Source organism: Streptomyces sp. ISL-99, from assembly GCF_018614005.1.
Classification (GTDB): Bacteria; Actinomycetota; Actinomycetes; order Streptomycetales; family Streptomycetaceae; genus Streptomyces; species Streptomyces flavidovirens.
In genome coordinates this window covers 270,185-286,019 of record NZ_JAGGPC010000012.1, presented here as the reverse complement: position 1 = coordinate 286,019, position 15,835 = coordinate 270,185, and the positions used below count along the sequence as shown (strand labels likewise).

16 protein-coding genes and 2 pseudogenes are annotated in these 15,835 nt (G+C 70.7%); 5 read left to right on the top strand and 13 right to left on the bottom strand.

What is annotated here, in order from left to right; genetic code table 11:
* The first annotated feature begins 11 nt into the window (after positions 1–11).
* Entirely contained in the window at positions 12–293 is a 282-nt protein-coding gene (locus J7E91_RS08310) for a hypothetical protein (RefSeq protein ID WP_251015319.1), read from the top strand.
* 20 nt (positions 294–313) lie between these two features.
* On the opposite strand, the gene J7E91_RS08305 is transcribed toward J7E91_RS08310, so the two are convergent.
* The 4 genes from J7E91_RS08305 to J7E91_RS08290 form a co-directional block, all read right to left on the bottom strand.
* Complete coding sequence (locus tag J7E91_RS08305) at positions 314–649, bottom strand: helix-turn-helix domain-containing protein (protein ID WP_214900338.1); 336 nt, start codon at positions 647–649, stop codon at positions 314–316.
* Between the two features lie 338 nt (positions 650–987).
* Positions 988–2,502 carry a PTS transporter subunit EIIC gene (locus tag J7E91_RS08300; protein ID WP_214900337.1) on the bottom strand — a complete coding sequence of 505 codons (1,515 nt, stop codon included), beginning with the start codon at positions 2,500–2,502 and terminating at the stop codon, positions 988–990.
* A gap of 9 nt (positions 2,503–2,511) precedes the next feature.
* Positions 2,512–3,480 carry an N-acetylmuramic acid 6-phosphate etherase gene (murQ, locus tag J7E91_RS08295; protein ID WP_214900336.1) on the bottom strand — a complete coding sequence of 323 codons (969 nt, stop codon included), beginning with the start codon at positions 3,478–3,480 and terminating at the stop codon, positions 2,512–2,514.
* 52 nt (positions 3,481–3,532) lie between these two features.
* Entirely contained in the window at positions 3,533–4,477 is a 945-nt protein-coding gene (locus tag J7E91_RS08290; RefSeq protein WP_214900335.1) for a MurR/RpiR family transcriptional regulator, read from the bottom strand.
* Between the two features lie 88 nt (positions 4,478–4,565).
* On the opposite strand from J7E91_RS08290, the gene J7E91_RS08285 reads away from it, so the two are divergent.
* Together J7E91_RS08285 and J7E91_RS08280 are read left to right on the top strand one after the other, a co-directional pair.
* On the top strand, positions 4,566–4,925 hold the full coding sequence (locus J7E91_RS08285) for a hypothetical protein (protein ID WP_214900333.1): 360 nt from the start codon (positions 4,566–4,568) through the stop codon (positions 4,923–4,925).
* Positions 4,922–5,188: a DUF4031 domain-containing protein gene (locus J7E91_RS08280; protein ID WP_214900330.1), complete on the top strand. Its 267-nt coding sequence runs from the start codon at positions 4,922–4,924 to the stop codon at positions 5,186–5,188. The genes J7E91_RS08285 and J7E91_RS08280 overlap by 4 nt, the downstream gene beginning before the upstream one ends.
* Positions 5,189–5,248: 60 nt before the next feature.
* Here the strand turns inward: J7E91_RS08280 and J7E91_RS08275 are convergent, their stop codons facing one another.
* The 3 genes and pseudogenes from J7E91_RS08275 to J7E91_RS08265 all read right to left on the bottom strand — a co-directional run.
* A complete protein-coding gene (locus tag J7E91_RS08275) occupies positions 5,249–6,454 on the bottom strand; it encodes a Cmx/CmrA family chloramphenicol efflux MFS transporter (protein ID WP_214900465.1) in 1,206 nt (401 codons plus the stop codon).
* A gap of 125 nt (positions 6,455–6,579) precedes the next feature.
* Positions 6,580–7,245, bottom strand: a complete 666-nt coding sequence (locus tag J7E91_RS08270; protein ID WP_214900328.1) for a hypothetical protein — start codon at positions 7,243–7,245, stop codon at positions 6,580–6,582.
* Between the two features lie 33 nt (positions 7,246–7,278).
* A pseudogene (locus tag J7E91_RS08265) lies at positions 7,279–7,610 on the bottom strand (GNAT family N-acetyltransferase); the annotation flags it as partial.
* Between the two features lie 318 nt (positions 7,611–7,928).
* Here J7E91_RS08265 and J7E91_RS08260 point away from each other — a divergent pair.
* Entirely contained in the window at positions 7,929–8,483 is a 555-nt protein-coding gene (locus tag J7E91_RS08260; protein ID WP_214900326.1) for a DUF3291 domain-containing protein, read from the top strand.
* A 194-nt stretch (positions 8,484–8,677) separates the two neighbouring features.
* Here J7E91_RS08260 and J7E91_RS08255 read toward each other — a convergent pair whose 3' ends face one another.
* Complete coding sequence (locus J7E91_RS08255) at positions 8,678–10,921, bottom strand: heavy metal translocating P-type ATPase (RefSeq protein ID WP_214900464.1); 2,244 nt, start codon at positions 10,919–10,921, stop codon at positions 8,678–8,680.
* A gap of 253 nt (positions 10,922–11,174) precedes the next feature.
* On the opposite strand from J7E91_RS08255, the gene J7E91_RS08250 reads away from it, so the two are divergent.
* Positions 11,175–11,870: a copper homeostasis protein CutC gene (locus tag J7E91_RS08250; protein ID WP_214900324.1), complete on the top strand. Its 696-nt coding sequence runs from the start codon at positions 11,175–11,177 to the stop codon at positions 11,868–11,870.
* Positions 11,871–11,943: 73 nt separating this feature from the next.
* Here J7E91_RS08250 and murF read toward each other — a convergent pair whose 3' ends face one another.
* The 5 genes and pseudogenes from murF to J7E91_RS08230 form a co-directional block, all read right to left on the bottom strand.
* On the bottom strand, positions 11,944–13,338 hold the full coding sequence (murF, locus tag J7E91_RS08245) for a UDP-N-acetylmuramoyl-tripeptide--D-alanyl-D-alanine ligase (RefSeq protein WP_214900323.1): 1,395 nt from the start codon (positions 13,336–13,338) through the stop codon (positions 11,944–11,946).
* Positions 13,339–13,382: 44 nt separating this feature from the next.
* A complete protein-coding gene (locus tag J7E91_RS08240) occupies positions 13,383–14,024 on the bottom strand; it encodes a C39 family peptidase (RefSeq protein WP_214900321.1) in 642 nt (213 codons plus the stop codon).
* 14 nt (positions 14,025–14,038) lie between these two features.
* The gene (locus tag J7E91_RS08235; protein WP_251015318.1) at positions 14,039–14,707 is read right to left on the bottom strand and encodes an ATP-grasp domain-containing protein; all 669 of its coding nucleotides are present in this window, start codon (positions 14,705–14,707) and stop codon (positions 14,039–14,041) included.
* Between the two features lie 73 nt (positions 14,708–14,780).
* Positions 14,781–15,020, bottom strand: a pseudogene (locus J7E91_RS35790) (D-alanine--D-alanine ligase); the annotation flags it as partial.
* A gap of 81 nt (positions 15,021–15,101) precedes the next feature.
* Positions 15,102–15,566 carry an ATP-binding protein gene (locus J7E91_RS08230; RefSeq protein ID WP_308376191.1) on the bottom strand — a complete coding sequence of 155 codons (465 nt, stop codon included), beginning with the start codon at positions 15,564–15,566 and terminating at the stop codon, positions 15,102–15,104.
* Between the last annotated feature and the right edge of the window lie 269 nt (positions 15,567–15,835).

Sequence of the window (15,835 nt, the reverse complement as noted above, 5' to 3'; positions counted from 1 at the left end):
ACGGCTGCGAGGTGCGGGAATTCGGTGAGTACTTCGGTCTGCGCTGCGTGAGGCCCGGGACGACACTGCTCGAGGCGGTCGGTGTGGTTTGTGCCGAGATCCGCGCCGAGCACGGGCTGCTCATGACGGACCTCGGCATCGAGAAGCTGTGGGAATCGTCCTCGGACGGTACGGACGGCTGGGGGGCGGAGATCGTGGGCCAGCTGCTGCTGATGGCTGCTGAGCGAGGGCCGAAGCTCGGTTACAGCGTGGATGACCTGGTTCGGTTTCTGCGGACTGCGGCCGTGGACTGACGTGCCGGGGGCCGGGGAAGTCAGGCTGCCGGGCGGGCGACGAACGCGACCTCTTCGTGGTCGTCGTCCAGGGCGATGTTCAGGGAGGCGTTCAGCGCGTGGGCCAGCCGCCGCAGCAGGGTGAGAGTGGGGACGGTGTCGGCGCCCTCGACGCGGGAGACCTTCGCTTGGGTGAGCCCCGCGCGCGCGGCGACCTCTGCCTGGGACAGGCCCAGCTCTTTGCGGCGGTCGTAAACGGCCTTGGCGAAGGCCATCGCCAGCCGGATCTCCGCACGCTCGGCGGCGGCTTCCGGGGGCTCGGCGTATCCCTCGGTCAATGTCCGCTCGCGGGCCAGCTTCCAGCGGGTGTGGTTCATGAGGCGCTCCCTTCCTCGCCGCGACTGTACGTCGTGTGTGCCGGACCGTGCTCCCCGGCGCATACCGCCCTCGCAACGACCGCCCGGGTGACCTGGGCCGCCTCGCGCATCCGCGTCTTGTGGCCAGCAACTGGGCGTACTCCTCCACTTTGCGGTACTGCCTGTCGGGGAGAAGCTCCAGCCAATCACGCACCTCGTGCTCCAACTCGATCACGTACAGGTCGTCCATGCGGCGCACCGTATTATGTCGTCGACAACATAATACGGTGCGTGGTGCGGTTTCGTCCGTTCGTGTGACTGTGTGTTGTGTGCTTACGGCAAGTGGTTCTGCGTCGTCGTCAGACCCTTGCCGAGACCGGTTCCTCCGTCGGGGCGCCCGTGACCGGCCGGGTCGGCGTCGGCTCGGCCGTATCCACGTTGAAGTCCGCCAGCAGCTGCTTGCTGAAGCCGAAGAAGTACGTGGCCAGGAAGCCTGCGACGTAACCCGTGATCAGGCCGGCGGCGTACACCGCGATCATCACGGCCATGGTCTCGTTGCCGGAGAGGAGGGGGAACAGGGCCCAGCCGGACGGGCCGATGGCCGTGGAGCCGACTGAGCCGCCGAGCTGGTTGAACAGGCCGACCAGGCCGCCGCCGAAGGCGCCACCGACGCAGGCGGTGATGAACGGGCGGCCGAGGGGGAGCGAGACGCCGTAGATCAGGGGCTCGCCCACGCCCAGGAAACCGGCCGGGAGCGCGGACTTGATGGTGCGTCGGACCGAGGTGTTGCGGGGGAGGCGGAGGTAGACCGCGGCGGCCGCGCCGACCTGGCCCGCGCCTGCCATGGCGAGGATCGGGAGGAGGACCGTGAAGCCCTGCTGCTCGATGAGGGTGGTGTGGATCGGGATGAGGGCCTGATGCAGGCCGAGCATGACGAGGGGGAGGAACAGGCCGCCGAGGACGAATCCGGCCGCCGCGCCGCCGGTGGACAGAAGCCAGTCGGCGAAGTCGCCGATGGCCGTGGAGATCTCGCCGGCCACGAACATCAGGCCGAAGACGGTGACGAGGCCGGAGATCAGGACGGTGAGGGTCGGGGTGACCAGGACGTCCAGGGACTGCGGGATCCAGCTGCGGCACCACTTCTCGACGTACACCGCCAGGACCGCCGCGCCGAGTGCGCCCAGCACGCCGCCCTGGCCGGGTGAGAGTGGCTGGCCGAAGGCGTCGATCTTGGCCACGCCCGGGAAGACGATGATCGCGGCGACCGCGCCGCCCAGGATCGGCGTACCGCCGAATTCCTTTGAGGTGTTCAGGCCTACGAAGACCGCGATCAGGGCCATGAAGCCGGTCGCGATCGCGGCGAGGGCGGGGGTGACGGCGGGGAGCCAGCCGAGGTTGACCATCAGGCCGTTGAAGCCGGCGATGATGCCGCAGCCGATGAGGGCGGGGATCAGCGGGACGAAGATGTTCGCGATCTTGCGGAGGAACAGCTTGACGGGGGTGGCGTTCCTGGCCTTCTGCTGGGCCTTGAGGGCGGCGCCCTGTGCGGCGAGTTCGTCGGGGGTGAGGGGGATGGGGGTGGGTGTGGGTGTGGGTGCGGGGGAGGCTGTTCGGGCCGCCTCGACCAGGGTCTCGAACTCCGGGGTGACGCGGGCGACCGTGCCGGGGCCGAGGACGATCTGGTACGTACTGGCATCCTCGACCACGCCCATCACGGCGGGCAGCGCCGCCAGCTTCTTGTCCTGGACGAGGCTTCGGTCGCGCAGACCCAGGCGGAGGCGGGTCATGCAGTGGGCGATCGAGGTGATGTTCCCCGCGCCTCCGACGAGTGGAAGGATCGCGGCGGCGGTGGCGCGGTTCTTGTTCTCTGTCATGGTGTCAGTTCATGGGGTACGGGCGGCGGCGGCCCGCAGCGCCACGCGCAAATGGCCCCGCGCTTCGTCGAGCAGAGCGGCCGCGGTGGGTCCGTCGACCGACCCGAGGAGCACCAGGATGGCGTTCTTCACCTCTCCGTCCGTGGCGGCGAGCGCGTCCTCGATCTCCTTGTCCTGCGCGCCCGTCGCCAGTGCGACGATGCGGCGGGAGCGGGCGCGCAGCTTCTCGTTGGAGGCGCGGACGTCGACCATCAGGTTTCCGTACGTCTTGCCGAGCCGGATCATCGTGATGGTCGAGATCATGTTGAGGACGAGCTTCTGGGCCGTGCCGGCCTTGAGGCGGGTGGAGCCGGTGAGGAGTTCCGGCCCGACGACGACTTCCAGGTCGTGTTCGGCGGCTGCCCCCAGCGCGCTGTCCGCGTTGCAGGACAGGCCGATGGTGAGGGCTCCGAGGCCGCGGGCGTGCTCGACGGCGCCGATCGCGTACGGGGTGCGGCCGGAGGCGGAGACGCCGACGACGGTGTCGTCGGCGGTCACGCCGAGTGCGTCCAGGTCCTCGGCCGCCAACTTCGCGGAGTCCTCGGCGCCTTCCACCGCTTTGACCATCGCCGATGGGCCGCCCGCGATCAGGCCGACGACCTGGGCGGGGTCGGTGTTGAAGGTCGGCGGGCACTCGCTGGCGTCCAGCACGCCGAGCCGTCCCGCCGTTCCGGCGCCCGCGTAGATCAGCCGGCCGCCACGGGCCATCCGCTCGGCGGTGGCGTCGATGGCGGCGGCGATCTGGGGGAGCCGGGCGGCGACGGCCTCGGGGACGGTGCGGTCCTCGCCGTTCATGATGCGGGCGATCTCGGCCGTCGGGAGCTGGTCGATGTCGGCGAGTTCGGGGCGGAAGGCCTCGGTGGTGAGGGTGGCGAGCTGGGCGCGCAGTTCGCCGTACGTGTCGCTGTCGCTGGTCGCGTTCGCGCTGGTGGAGGTCATGAGGAGTGCGGCTCTTTCTCGTCGTACCGGCTGCGTGGCTGCGGTTCGGTTGCTAACGGCTGCTGCTGCGGGGTGTGTGGCGGTGCGCGAGTGCCTCGTAGGAGGCGGCGAGGGCGGGGGCGGCCGTCTCGTACGTACGCTGGGCCACGCCTATGAACAGGCAGTCCACGACGAGGAGTTGGCTCGTACGGCTGGACATGGCGGCCGGGCGCAGTTCGCTCTCGCGGGCCGTCGACGTGGTCAGGATGTGGTCGGCGTACTGCGATACGGGCCCGTCCGGGCGGCCCGTGATCGCGACCGTCGTCGCCCCCCGGTCGAAGGCGACGCGCAGCGGCTCTATGGCGTCGCCGGTCGATCCCGAGTGGGTGATGGCTATCGCCACGTCGCCGGAGCGCAGTTGTACGGCGTTGGTGACGGCGAGGTGGGGGTCGGTGTGCGCGTGCGCGATGAGGCCGATGCGCAGGAGTTTCTGGGCGAGGTCCATGCCGACGAGGGAGGAGGCGCCGACGCCGTAGATGTCGATGCGGCGGGCCGTGGCGAGGGCGGCGACGGCCGCGCCGAGCTGGACGGTGTCCAGGCCGGCGGCGGTGTCGGCGAGGGTCTGCTGTTCGTCGTACGCCAGCTTGGTGACGACATCCGCGATGGGGTCGTCGACGGCGATGTCGGCGGTCACGGCGGGGGCCCGGCCCGACTGCTGCTGCGCGGCGAGCCCGGCGAGCGCGAGGCGCAGGTCGCGGTAGCCGGGGTAGCCGAGGAGGCGGGCGGTACGGACGACGGTGGCCTCGCTGGTGCCGGTGAGCTCCGCGAGTCCGGTGACCGTGAGGGCGGCGCATCCGGCCGGGTCGGCGGCGACGGCTTCCGCGACGCGCTGCATGGAGCGGGTCATGGACGGCGCGAGGGTCCGTACCTTGGCTGCCAGGGCGGCGGGCGCGGGCGGGGCGGCGGACGCGGGCGGGGCGGCTCTGCCGGTGAAAATTTCCTTCACTTCATTGGTCACCAGTGAAAGATATTTTCGGGGGCGATGGGCCGTCAACCCCGGCCTTTGCCTCGCCTGCGTGCCCGCGCGGGCGCGCGACAATGGCTGCATGGACCCCATTCCTTCTCCCACGGAACAGGCGTTGCACGCTGCCCGCGCCCTGGTCATGGCCGACCTGGCGGCCCGCGACGTGGCGCGGGCGGACGTCGTGTCGCTGGTCGAGGACGCCGTCGTGCAACGCCGCTGGTGGGTGGAGAAGTGGCCCGAGGGCGCGTCGTACGTCACGGGCCTGATCGCCCAGGACGTACAGGACGCGCTGCTTGAGCGGTACGGCCGCTGGCCGCTCTGCCCGGTGTGCACGGACGTGGAGCCGCACGCGCTGGAGGTGGCACCCGAGCTGGGGCCCGACCCGCACTGGGTGTGCGCCAAGGCGGCCGTGATCGTGGCGCCGGTCGGCAGCCTGCGGTGACGGTGTACATCGATCCGCCGACCTGGCCGGGGCACGGCCGGATGTGGTCGCACCTGGTGAGTGACGTCTCGTTCGAGGAACTGCACGCTTTCGCGGCGTCGATCGGCTGCCCGCCGAGGGCCTTCGAGCGGGACCACTACGACGTACCGGACACGCGGTATGCGGACGCGGTGGCCGCGGGGGCGGTGGAGGTGGGCTCGAAGGAGCTGGTACGGCGGCTCACCGAGGCGGGCCTGCGCCGGCCGAAGAGCCGGCCGGCCTAGGAATGCCTCTCCGGGTCAGCCCGGGAAAGGGGGTCGCGGCGCTAAAGGGGGCCGCGGCGCTCAGACCCGTTCGGTACGCACAGCTTTCGGCGTCGACGCGGCGGATGCCACCACGCGGGAGCGTGAACGCTGGAGCCGGAGCGAGAACGTCACCGTCACCAGCGCCAGCACCGTCATCGCCGCCCCCGCCCACGCCGTCGACGCGAAACCGAAGCCCGCGTCGATCACCGTGCCGCCGAGCCACGGGCCGCCCGTGTTGCCCAGGTTGAACGCCGCCGTCGTCGTCGCCCCAGCCAGGGTCGGCGCCGCGCCCGCGACGTTGAACATCCGGGCGTTGAGCGCGGGCCCCGTGTAGAACGCCGAGACGCCGAGCAGGAACGACACCGCCACGGCCACCGCCGCGCTCGAAGCGAAGACGGCCAGCACCACCAGGAAGAGCGTCGACGCCGCGATACCGCTGACCAGTACGCCGAAAAGGTGCGCGTCCGCGACCCGGCCGCCCACCGTCGTACCCACCAGTGCGCCGATCCCGAACAGCGCAAGCACGGTGGGCACCCAGCCCGTGTCGAGCCCCGCCACATCCGTCAGCAGCGGCGTCAGGTAGCTGAACGCGCAGAAGACGCCGCCCGCCGCGAGCGCTGTCATCGTGATCGCGAGCCAGACCTGGCCGTCACGGTAGATCGCCAGCTCCCGCTTGAGCAGCGGCTTCTCCGCCGGGAGGGGAATGCGCGGGATCAGGGTCATGACGCCCACCAGCGCGAGCGCCGACGCCGCGCCGACGGCCCAGAACGCCGACCGCCAGCCGAAGTGCTCGCCGAGGAACGCCCCGGCCGGGACCCCGAGCACGTTCGCGATGCTCAGCCCGCCGAGCATGACCGCCATGGCCCGCGCCCGTGCGTTCACCGGCACCATCGCGACGGCGACCGCCGCCCCCACCGCCCAGAACCCGGCGCAGGCGAGCGCGCTCACGACGCGCGAGGCGAAGAGCAGCTCGTACGACGGTGCCAGCGCGCCGGCGACCTGCCCGAGGCCGAAGACCGTGATCAGAGTGATGAGGGTCGTACGGCGGGGAAGGCGCAGCGTGGCGACGGCCAGCAGGGGTGCGCCGATCACCATGCCGATGGCGAAGGCCGAGATCAGGAGCCCGGCCTGGGGGATCGAGACGTGCATGTCGGCGGCGATCGGCGGCAGCAGCCCGGACAGCATGAATTCGCTGGTTCCGAGGGCGAAGACGGCTATGCCGAGTATGTAAACGGCCAGGGGCATGCGGGTGCGGCGGTCGCCGGAGTCAGGCATGACAGGGGAGAACGCCGCAAACGCCGCTTACATTCCCGCCGAGTCAGTGCTCAGTACCGCTCCGCTCACCGCTGCTCAGCTCCCCTCCGTACTGTTTACACCGTGAGCAGCTCCAGCTCCGTCGCCAGGTTCTGCCGCGCCCGCGCCTCCCACCGGTCCCGCCCGTGCGGCGTACGGAACAGCGCTGGCAGCTCCAGGAGCTGCCGCAGCACGGCCGCGCGCCCCTCGCGGAACGCCGCGTCGGGGACGAAGCCGTACTCCTCGCGGACCGCTGAAGCGTAGGCGGCGTACGGGCCCGGGGGAGCGGCCAGGATCGCCAGGTCCGCGTCGCAGAGGGCCTCGCCGTTGGTGTCGCCGGGGCCGGGGTCGTGGGTGGCGGTGAGGCGGACCAGCCGGGCGACCTCGGCCGTACGGGCGCCGTCGAGCCCCAGCTCCGACAGCGCGCGTTCGGCCAGGACGGCGCTGCGCTCCTCGTTCTCGGAGCGGTCGGGGCGGTAGACCGCGTCGTGGAACCAGGCGGCGAGGCGGACGGCGGCCGGGTCGTCGGCGTGGCCGGCGAGGGTGTCGAGGTGGCCGAGGACCGCGACCAGGTGGTCCGTGGAGTGGTAGCGCCGCTGCGGTTCGGCCCAGCGGGCGAGGAGATTCTCGGCGTACGGGCGAGGGTCGGCCGAAAGCTCCGTTCCGGCGGGGACGGTGTCCAGCCAGCGGCGGATCAGGTCGTCGTGCGCGGGGTGGCGCGGGGCGCCGTCCGTGGCGTTCATGCCCTTCATTCTGCCGCCGGACATGCCCGGCGCTCAGAGGCTCCTTCGCATGAGAACGCACATCGTCTCGCGGCGACGGATCAACCCGTCAGGACCTTCCTCGTCCCAGGCATCCGGCTCCCGGCCGTACGCGCTGTAGCCCAGCGCTCGTACAGTGCGCGAGCCCGACGGGTTGTCCTCCTCCACGGCAGTTCGGCCCTGCGCAGGCCGCGGTTGCTGATTCTCTGTTCGGCGGCTCGTATCAGCAGCGTTCCCAGGCCGCAGGACTGGAGCGCCGGGAGCACGGCGAGCTGCCACAGGGTTCCGGCGTTCTCGCGGCTGTGGTAGTCGATGCCCCCGATCGCCACCGGCAAGCCGACCGGAGTCTTGATCAGGCGGTCGCAGTCATTTGGATCACTGGTGATTCGTCGTGCAGAGGGGCTGGTTCAGGCCAGGCAAGAGGCCACTTGGACAGGGAAAACGCAACTTGGACAGGGCCTGCAGTGGTGGCTATTTTTTTCCTGACATTCGGCGCCGCCGCAGTCGCACAGGGGTTCCATCAGCCGGAGCCACCCGCAACCGGATGAGTCGATCACGCTCACAGCTTCCCGCCCCCGCGCGCAAGCCACCGAATCGAGTCCACGCCCAGACAGCGAGACCGTCAGGGACTTCCACACCAGGCCCCCTCAGCCAGGGAGAGACGCATGCCCCATCTTGCTCTGTACACGTTCGGCGTCCTGAAGTCACCCCTCACCGATCCCGCACGTCTTACGCGGGAGTTCCACGAGAGCGGTGAGGCCGTCTACCGGGAGATCGGCCAGCACCCCGGATACATCGCTCGTGCTGAAGCGGCAGATCGCAGCCTGGGCGCACGGACGGATTTCGACTCGGACTGGGGTGAATGGGGAGAGTTTGCTGTTCCGGCCTGGTACGGGAAAGGCCGCACTGTGGAAACCACCGCCCTGGCCGCGACCCTCTCACTCTGGACCGACCTGCGATCCGCCTTCGACTCCATCTACACCGGTCTGCACCGCGCGGCGCTCAACAGGCGTTACGACTGGTTCGAGAGGACGGGACACCCGGGTTACGTGTTCTGGTGGGTCACCGACGGCGTGATACCGACCTGGCAGGACGGGGTTTCCAGGCTGGAACACCTCCAAGACCACGGCTCCGCGCCGTACGCCTTCACCTTCCACCACTCCTTCGATCCGGACGGAACACCGAGCAGGCTCAAAGGCATCGGACCGAGGAGTGACTAGATTCGCTGTCAAACGCCTCAATTGAATGACGGCGGACAGCTGCTCCGACCCCACCCGACCCGACCCTGGCCGTGGGCCGGGTTCTCACACCGCACGCTGCCTTTGTGACGTAGCAGTTGAGGTGTTCGTCGTTCGTCGAGCAGGGCCACGGCATTGGCGGCTCTGGTCTGTGCGTAACCGGTCACCGTTGCCCCTCAGTTGGTCGCGGCCTTGAAGCCGCGCAGGCGCAGGGAGTTGCCGACGACGAAGACGGACGAGAAGGCCATGGCGGCTCCGGCGATCATCGGGTTGAGGAGGCCGGACGCGGCCAGGGGGAGGGCGGCGACGTTGTACGCGAAGGCCCAGAAGAGGTTGGACTTGATGGTGCCGAGCGTCTTGCGGGAGAGGCGGATGGCGTCGGCCGCGGCGAGGAGGTCGCCCCGTACGAGGGTGAGGTCGCCGGCTTCGATGGCGGCGTCGGTTCCGGTTCCCATGGCAAGACCGAGGTCGGCCTGGGCGAGCGCGGCGGCGTCGTTGACGCCGTCACCGACCATGGCCACGCTGCGCCCCTCGGCCTGGAGCCTCTTGATGACGTCGACCTTGTCCTCCGGCATGACCTCCGCGATGACCTCGTCGATGCCCACTTCGCGGGCGACCGTTTCGGCGACGGCCTGGTTGTCGCCGGTCAGCAGGATCGGGGTCAGGCCGAGGGCGCGCAGCCGGCGGATCGCTTGCGGGCTGGTGTCCTTGACCGCGTCGGCGACCTCCAGGACCGCGCGGGCCTCGCCGTCCCAGGCCACCGCGATCGCGGTACGGCCCGCCGCTTCGGCGGCGGCCTTGGCGCGTTCGAGTTCGACGGGCAGGGTCATCGCCCACTCGGCGAGCAGCCTGCCGCGCCCGACCAGGACCGCGTGGCCCTCGACGACGCCCTGGACGCCGAGGCCCGGTACGTTCGCGAAGTCCTCGGGGACGGGCAGGGCGCCGCCGGTCCGCTCGGCGGCGCCGGCCGCCACGGCCTGGGCGATCGGGTGCTCGGAGGCGTGCTCCAGGGCGCCCGCCAGGCGCAGTACCTCGGTCTCGGTGGTGGTGGGGGCGGTGTGGACGGCGAGGAGGGTCATCCTGCCGGTGGTGACGGTGCCGGTCTTGTCGAGGACGATCGTGTCGACCTTGCGGGTGGTCTCCAGTACTTCGGGGCCCTTGATCAGGATGCCGAGCTGGGCGCCGCGGCCGGTGCCGACCATGAGGGCGGTCGGGGTGGCCAGTCCGAGCGCGCAGGGGCAGGCGATGATCAGTACGGCTACGGCGGCGGTGAACGCGGCGGTCAGGCCGGAGCCGTTGCCGAGCCAGAAGCCGAGCGTGCCGAGCGCGAGGGCGATGACGACGGGGACGAACACGGCGGAGATCTTGTCGGCGAGCCGCTGGGCCGCCGCCTTGCCGTTCTGGGCGTCCTCCACGAGCTTGGCCATGCGGGCGAGCTGGGTGTCGGCGCCGACCCGGGTGGCCTCGACGACCAGGCGCCCGCCGGCGTTGAGGGTCGCGCCGGTGACGGTGTCGCCGGGCGCCACCTCGACCGGGACCGACTCCCCGGTGAGCATGGCGGCGTCGACTGCCGAGGTGCCTTCGACGACGGTGCCGTCGGTGGCGATCTTCTCGCCCGGGCGGACCAGGAAGCGGTCCCCGACGGCCAGTTCGGCAGTGGGGACGGTCTCCTCGCGTCCGCCGTCCCGCAGTACGGTGACGCTCTTGGCGCCCAGTTCGAGCAGCGCCTTCAGGGCGGCGCCCGCCTTGCGCTTGGAGCGGGCCTCGAAGTAACGACCGGCCAGGATGAACGCGGTGACGCCGGCCGCCGCCTCCAGGTAGATGTTCCCCGCGCCGTCGCTGCGCGAGATCGTCAGCTCGAAGGCGTGCGTCATGCCGGGCGTACCGGCGGTGCCGAAGAACAGCGCCCACAGCGACCACAGGAACGCCGCGGACGTACCGACCGAGATCAGCGTGTCCATCGTCGCCGCGCCGTGCTTGGCGTTGGTCCACGCGGCGCGGTGGAAGGGCCAGGCGGCGTACGTGACGACCGGGGCGGTCAGCGTCAGCGACAGCCACTGCCAGAACTCGATCTGCAGGGCGGGGACCATCGCCATCGCGATGACCGGCACGGCGAGGACTGTGGCGGCGGCCAGCCGCTGGCGAAGGGGCCGCAGCTCGTCGTCCTCGGCGCCGGCGGCGCCTTCGGCTCCACCGGCCGCAGCCCCCGCCGTGCCCGTCTGCGGCTCCGTGCGCGGCGGGGGCGGCTCCTTCGCCGTGTAACCGGTGGCCTCAACCGTCGCGATCAGGTCGTGTACGGAGACGTCCTCGCCCCGGTAGGTGACCTTGGCCTTTTCGGTGGCGTAGTTGACGGTGGCCTCGACGCCGTCCATCCGGTTCAGCTTCTTCTCGATGCGGGCGGCGCAGGAGGCGCAGGTCATGCCGCCGATGGCGAGTTCGACCTCGGCTCCGGTGGAGGTCGGGGCTCCGGTGGTGGGCGTCGTGGTCACTTGTACCCCTCGGGTGCTGGGCCGGCTGGGCTGGCTGGTGGATACCCCTGGGGGGTATCTGGCTGGTCCATGTATACCCCTCGCCACCGCCCCGCGCAAGCGCCTGATGCGCTGGCGGCGTGGGGGCTCTAGGGTGGACATTGGACTAGACCTGTAGTCGCCGCTTTTCGAGGAATGGGGTCCCATGAACAACCGTGCAGTCCTGGAGGTGATCGCCCTCGACGCGGAGGACGCGATCGCCGCCCAGTCCGGAGGGGCGGACCGGCTTGAGCTGGTCACCGACATGGCGGCGGACGGCCTGACCCCGTCCCGCGAGACCTTCGGACGGATCCGCGCGGCCGTGGACATTCCGCTGCGCGTGATGCTGAGGCTGGCGGACGGGTTCCTCGCCGGGGACGTCGACGAGCTGGTGCGCGCGGCGCGCGGGATGCTCGCGGAGGGGGCCGACGAGTTCGTACTCGGCTTCCTCGACGCGGACGGGAATCCCGACCTGGTCGCGGTCGAGCGGGTGGTGGCGGAGATCGAGGGGTGCCGGTGGACGTTCCACCGGGCGATCGACCGGGCGGCGGACCGTGACGCGCTGCGCAAGCGGCTCGCGGAGCTGCCCGGCCTGGACACGTACCTGACCGCCGGTGCGGCGGAGGGCGTCGACGTGGGGTTGCCGGTGCTGGTGGCGGAGGCGGCGGCCGGGAGGCGGGGTGCGCCGGGCTACCTGCCGCAGCTCCTGGTCGGCGGCGGTCTGCGCCTCGACCACCTTCCGGCCCTGCGGGCCGCCGGTATCGACGCGTTCCACATCGGCGGTGCGGCGCGGCCGGGCGGCTGGTCGGGGCCGGTGTCCGCGACGGCGGTGAGATCCTGGCGGACCGCACTGGACGCGTAGGGGGCGGGTGCGGGCGCGGTGCCGCCGCTTTGCGGCTCCGCCGCGTGAGGGGCGTTGCCCCAGACCCCGCTTCTCAAACGCCGGAGGGGTGGCGGAGGATCTGCTGCGCTGTGGTCTCCAAGCCGAGGGCATTGGCGCCCTTGACGAGGACGTGGTCTCCGGGGGCCAGGATCTTGCTGATCAGTGCGGGTACATGATCCTTGTTGGTGACGTGGGTGGCGGTGATGCCTCCCGCCTGTGCGGCCTCGGCCATGGCGGAGGCGTCTGGCCCGCCGACCGTGATGATCTGGCGGAGGCCGATCCGGGCGGCGGTCCGGCCGACCTCCCGGTGGTCGCGTGCGGATTCGTCGCCGATTTCCCGCATCTCGCCGAGGACGGCGACGGCGTGTCCCGGTTCGGCAAGCGCGAAGAGCGTGTTGAGGGCCGCCGTCATGGAGTCGGGATTGGCGTTGTAGGCATCGTTGATGACGGTGACGCCGTCGGGGCGGGTCAGGATCTGCATGCGTCCGCTGCTGAGTGGTTCGGCCACGTTCAGGGCGGTCGCGATGCTGTCCAGGGGCGTTCCGGCGGCGTGGGCGAGAGCAGCGGCGGCGAGGGCGTTGGTGATGTTGTGCTCGCCGTGCAGCCGGAGGCGGACGGGAGCGGTTCCGTCCGGGGTGCGGAGGATGAAGCGGGCACGGCCCTGGTGGTCGAGGGTGCTGTCCTGGGCATGGATATCGGCGGTGTGGTGTCGGCCGAACCATAGGACGCGGGCGCTGGTACGGGTGGTCATGGCGCGTACGAGCTCGTCGTCGGCGTTGAGAACGGCGATGCCTCCGGCCTCGGCGGTGGGCAGGTTGTCGAGGATCTCGGCCTTGGCATCGGCAGTGGCCTGGCGGCTGCCGAATTCACCGAGGTGGGCACTACCGATGCCCAGGACCGTGCTGATGCGCGGCGGGGCGATGGCGCACAGATGGGCGATGTGGCCCTTGCCCCGTGCGCCCATCTCCAGGATGAGGTGGCGGGTGTCGGCGGTGGCGCGCAGGACGGTGGCGGGCAGTCCGATCTCATTGTTGAAGGACCTCTCGGTGGCCACGGTCGGGCCGGTGCGCCGCAGGATCTGCAGGAGCAGGTCCTTTGCCGTGGTCTTTCCCGCAGAACCGGTGATTGCGATGACAGTGGTGGCCGTGAGTTGCGTCGCGGTGTGGCGGGCGAGATCGGCCATCGCGGTCAGCACGTCGCCGACGATCACAGCCGGTACGCCTACGGGCCGGGTGGCGAGTGCGGCGACGGCGCCTTGGGCGAGGGCGGCAGGAGCGTGGGAGTGGCCGTCGCTCCGGGTGCCGCTCAGGCAGGCGAAGAGGCCGCCGGGCTGAACTTGGCGGGAGTCGAAGGAGAGCGGTGCGGTGGCCTGGGCGGTGGGGTCGGGGACGTCGGTGAGGCGTCCACCGGTGATGTCGGCGATGGCGGCGAGGGTGAGCGGCAGCACGGCGGTGGTTCTCCTAGAAAGGCAGGGGGAGGGGGAGGGGGCTTCTACGCACCGGGGCCGAGGACGACGCCGCGTCCGGCGTAGAAGCGGCCCAAGTCGGTCCAGGGAACGGGGGCGAACTGCTGAGACCGGTCGGGGAATCCGGAGGGGTTGTGGATGAGGACGTGTTCGGGGGTGGCGCCGACGGCGAGGACCAGATGTCCGCCCTTGCGGGGCGGCTCGGGCGCCAGGGTGCGGATGGAGGGATGAACGGAGAGCACGACCAGCCGCCCGGAGGCGAGGAGTTGGGGGATCTCCTGCTGGGGAAGGGCCGGCCGGACGACAGCTTCCAGCCCCCAGCGGCGGGTGGCGTAGGCGGCGAACGGTCCGTAGATCAGTCCGTCCAGGCCGCCGTCGGCGCGGTGGACGTAGGCGCCGGCCTCGACGCACTCCTTGGCGAGGTCCATGGCGGTGGGCACGGTCTGTTGCCAGTGGTCCAGGCACATGCGCAGGCAGGCCATGCCGCACAGGCGCCAGGACCACCAGGCGTACTCCTCGGGCGTTTCGGCGCCGTACTTGGGCCACAACGGGTCCTCTGCGGCGTCCAGGGCGCCCGCGATGATTGCGGCCACAAGTTCGGGTGAGGCCCACTGGGAGTGGTAGGGCACAGGGTGGAGGACGGTGGCAGGTGCGGAGCCGGTGTTCATGGCCCCACAGTCTGCTACGGCACGTAGGACGGTTTGGTGAACGCGGTCCGTAACACGTGGCCGATCAGATCCGGGTACGCGATGCCGGCGGCCTTGGCCATCGTGGCGAGGTTCCCCTGCTGGGACAGGCCGGGCAGGGTATTGATCTCCAGAACAGTGGCACGATCCCCACAGACCATGAAGTCCACGCGGGAGACGCCATGGGCGCCGACGGCCCGGTGCACATTCAGGGCGCATTGGCGGATCTGGTCGAGCTGCCAGTCGGGCAGCGGCGCGGGACAGTGCTCGGTGCGCAGCGTCACGTCGTGTTTGGCGGCGTAGTCGTAGAACGGCCGCTCGGTCTCCACCCCCAGGACGGGCAGTGTGGTCAGCCGCCCGTCGATCTCGACCACGCCGACGGTGCAGGGCATGCCCTGGATGTACTCCTCCGCCATGTACTGCGCGTACGGCTGCTCGACGTGGGCGCGCTCGACCAGGTGGGAGAGTTCCTGGTGATCGCGGGCGATGGATGCCTCCACGCTGCCGCCGCCGGAGGCCGGTTTCACGAAGACCGGCCAGTTGCCCAGCGAGGACCGGATCACGCTGCACTGCTGTGCCACGGAGAGGGAAGGCTGCAGGACGGTCCAGACGGGGGTGTCGATGCGCCGGGCGGCGATCAGGGACTTGAAAGTCGGTTTGTGCATGCCGATGGCCGGCCATGACGCCTGACCCGGTGTACGGGATGCGGTGGGTGTCGAGCAGCCCTTGGATCTTGCCGTCCTCGCCGCCCAGCCCATGCAGGCCCAGCAGCACCACGTCGATCCGGTCGGCCAACTCGCCCAGCGGGGTTTCGGCGAGGTCGAACAACTCGCTGGTGTAGCCGGAGTTGGCCAGGGCTTTGGCGGCGGCCTCTCCGGAGGCCAGGGAGCCGGGGCGCTCGGGTGAGTGGCCGCCGCACAGTACGCCGATCCGTGCGGTGGTCAGGTCACAGCCGTTGGCGAGCGTGGGTTGTGTCATTCGATTCCCCATGGGAGGTCGGGAGTTGCCGGTCGTGGAGACGGCGCGGTGGTCCGGGTGCGCAGGCCTGCGGCCAGCCAGTCAGGTCGTCGGGCGGGCGGCGGTGAGGGTGGCGCGGACGGTCTTGCCGATGTGCCGGCGCAGGAACCAGGTCACCTCCGCACCGAGCGCGCGGGCGACGAGCAGGCCCCGGCCGCGTTCGTCCTGATCGCTGGGTGCTGCCGGGCGGTCGGCGTGGGTGAAACCGGGGAAGGCTGCGATGGGGTCGCTGACGTCGATGACCAGGGTGTGGTCCTCCAGCACGGCGAGGCGCAGCCCCAGGACGTGGCCGCGTTTGTGTGCGTGCCAGACGGCGTTGGTGACCAGTTCACTGACGATGATCGCGGCGTCCTGGACGTCGCCCGTCCAGTTCCATGTGGTCAGTTGCCGGCGGGTGTGGATGCGGGCGAGGCCGACCGAGCCCTCGACCATGGTGTAGCCCATCGACCATTCGCAGAAGACAGGGGCGGCGGCTTCCGTGCGGGCCTCGATCATGTCGGCTGTCACTTTCCTTCTCCGTGGCGGACGTGCGGCCGCCCGAGAACCTTCAGGAGCCGGCTCAGGCCGCGGTAGCCGGTTCGTCGGCAGGGACAACACCGAGCGTGGCGGTCGCGTGCGGAGCAGATCCACCCGCATCCGGGCCTCGGGTTCCGTCCGCAGAGTGAGGTGCGGCATCGGTTTCCCCTCACCCACACCTCACCTTTCCCAACAGGGCTATTGGGGAAGGGAATTGAAGGCGACGTAGGGCTACGGTCGGAAACGACATGCCGGACAGG

Coding starts and splice junctions, on each gene's coding strand:
- J7E91_RS08235 (WP_251015318.1), bottom strand. CDS start 14,707: ATGCACAAACCGACTTTCAAGTCCCTGATCGCCGCCCGGCGCATCGAC.
- J7E91_RS08270 (WP_214900328.1), bottom strand. CDS start 7,245: ATGAACGCCACGGACGGCGCCCCGCGCCACCCCGCGCACGACGACCTG.
- J7E91_RS08255 (WP_214900464.1), bottom strand. CDS start 10,921: ATGACCTGCGCCTCCTGCGCCGCCCGCATCGAGAAGAAGCTGAACCGG.
- J7E91_RS08305 (WP_214900338.1), bottom strand. CDS start 649: ATGAACCACACCCGCTGGAAGCTGGCCCGCGAGCGGACATTGACCGAG.
- J7E91_RS08260 (WP_214900326.1), top strand. CDS start 7,929: ATGCCCCATCTTGCTCTGTACACGTTCGGCGTCCTGAAGTCACCCCTC.
- J7E91_RS08250 (WP_214900324.1), top strand. CDS start 11,175: ATGAACAACCGTGCAGTCCTGGAGGTGATCGCCCTCGACGCGGAGGAC.
- J7E91_RS08285 (WP_214900333.1), top strand. CDS start 4,566: ATGGACCCCATTCCTTCTCCCACGGAACAGGCGTTGCACGCTGCCCGC.
- J7E91_RS08300 (WP_214900337.1), bottom strand. CDS start 2,502: ATGACAGAGAACAAGAACCGCGCCACCGCCGCCGCGATCCTTCCACTC.
- J7E91_RS08275 (WP_214900465.1), bottom strand. CDS start 6,454: ATGCCCCTGGCCGTTTACATACTCGGCATAGCCGTCTTCGCCCTCGGA.
- J7E91_RS08240 (WP_214900321.1), bottom strand. CDS start 14,024: ATGAACACCGGCTCCGCACCTGCCACCGTCCTCCACCCTGTGCCCTAC.
- murQ (WP_214900336.1), bottom strand. CDS start 3,480: ATGACCTCCACCAGCGCGAACGCGACCAGCGACAGCGACACGTACGGC.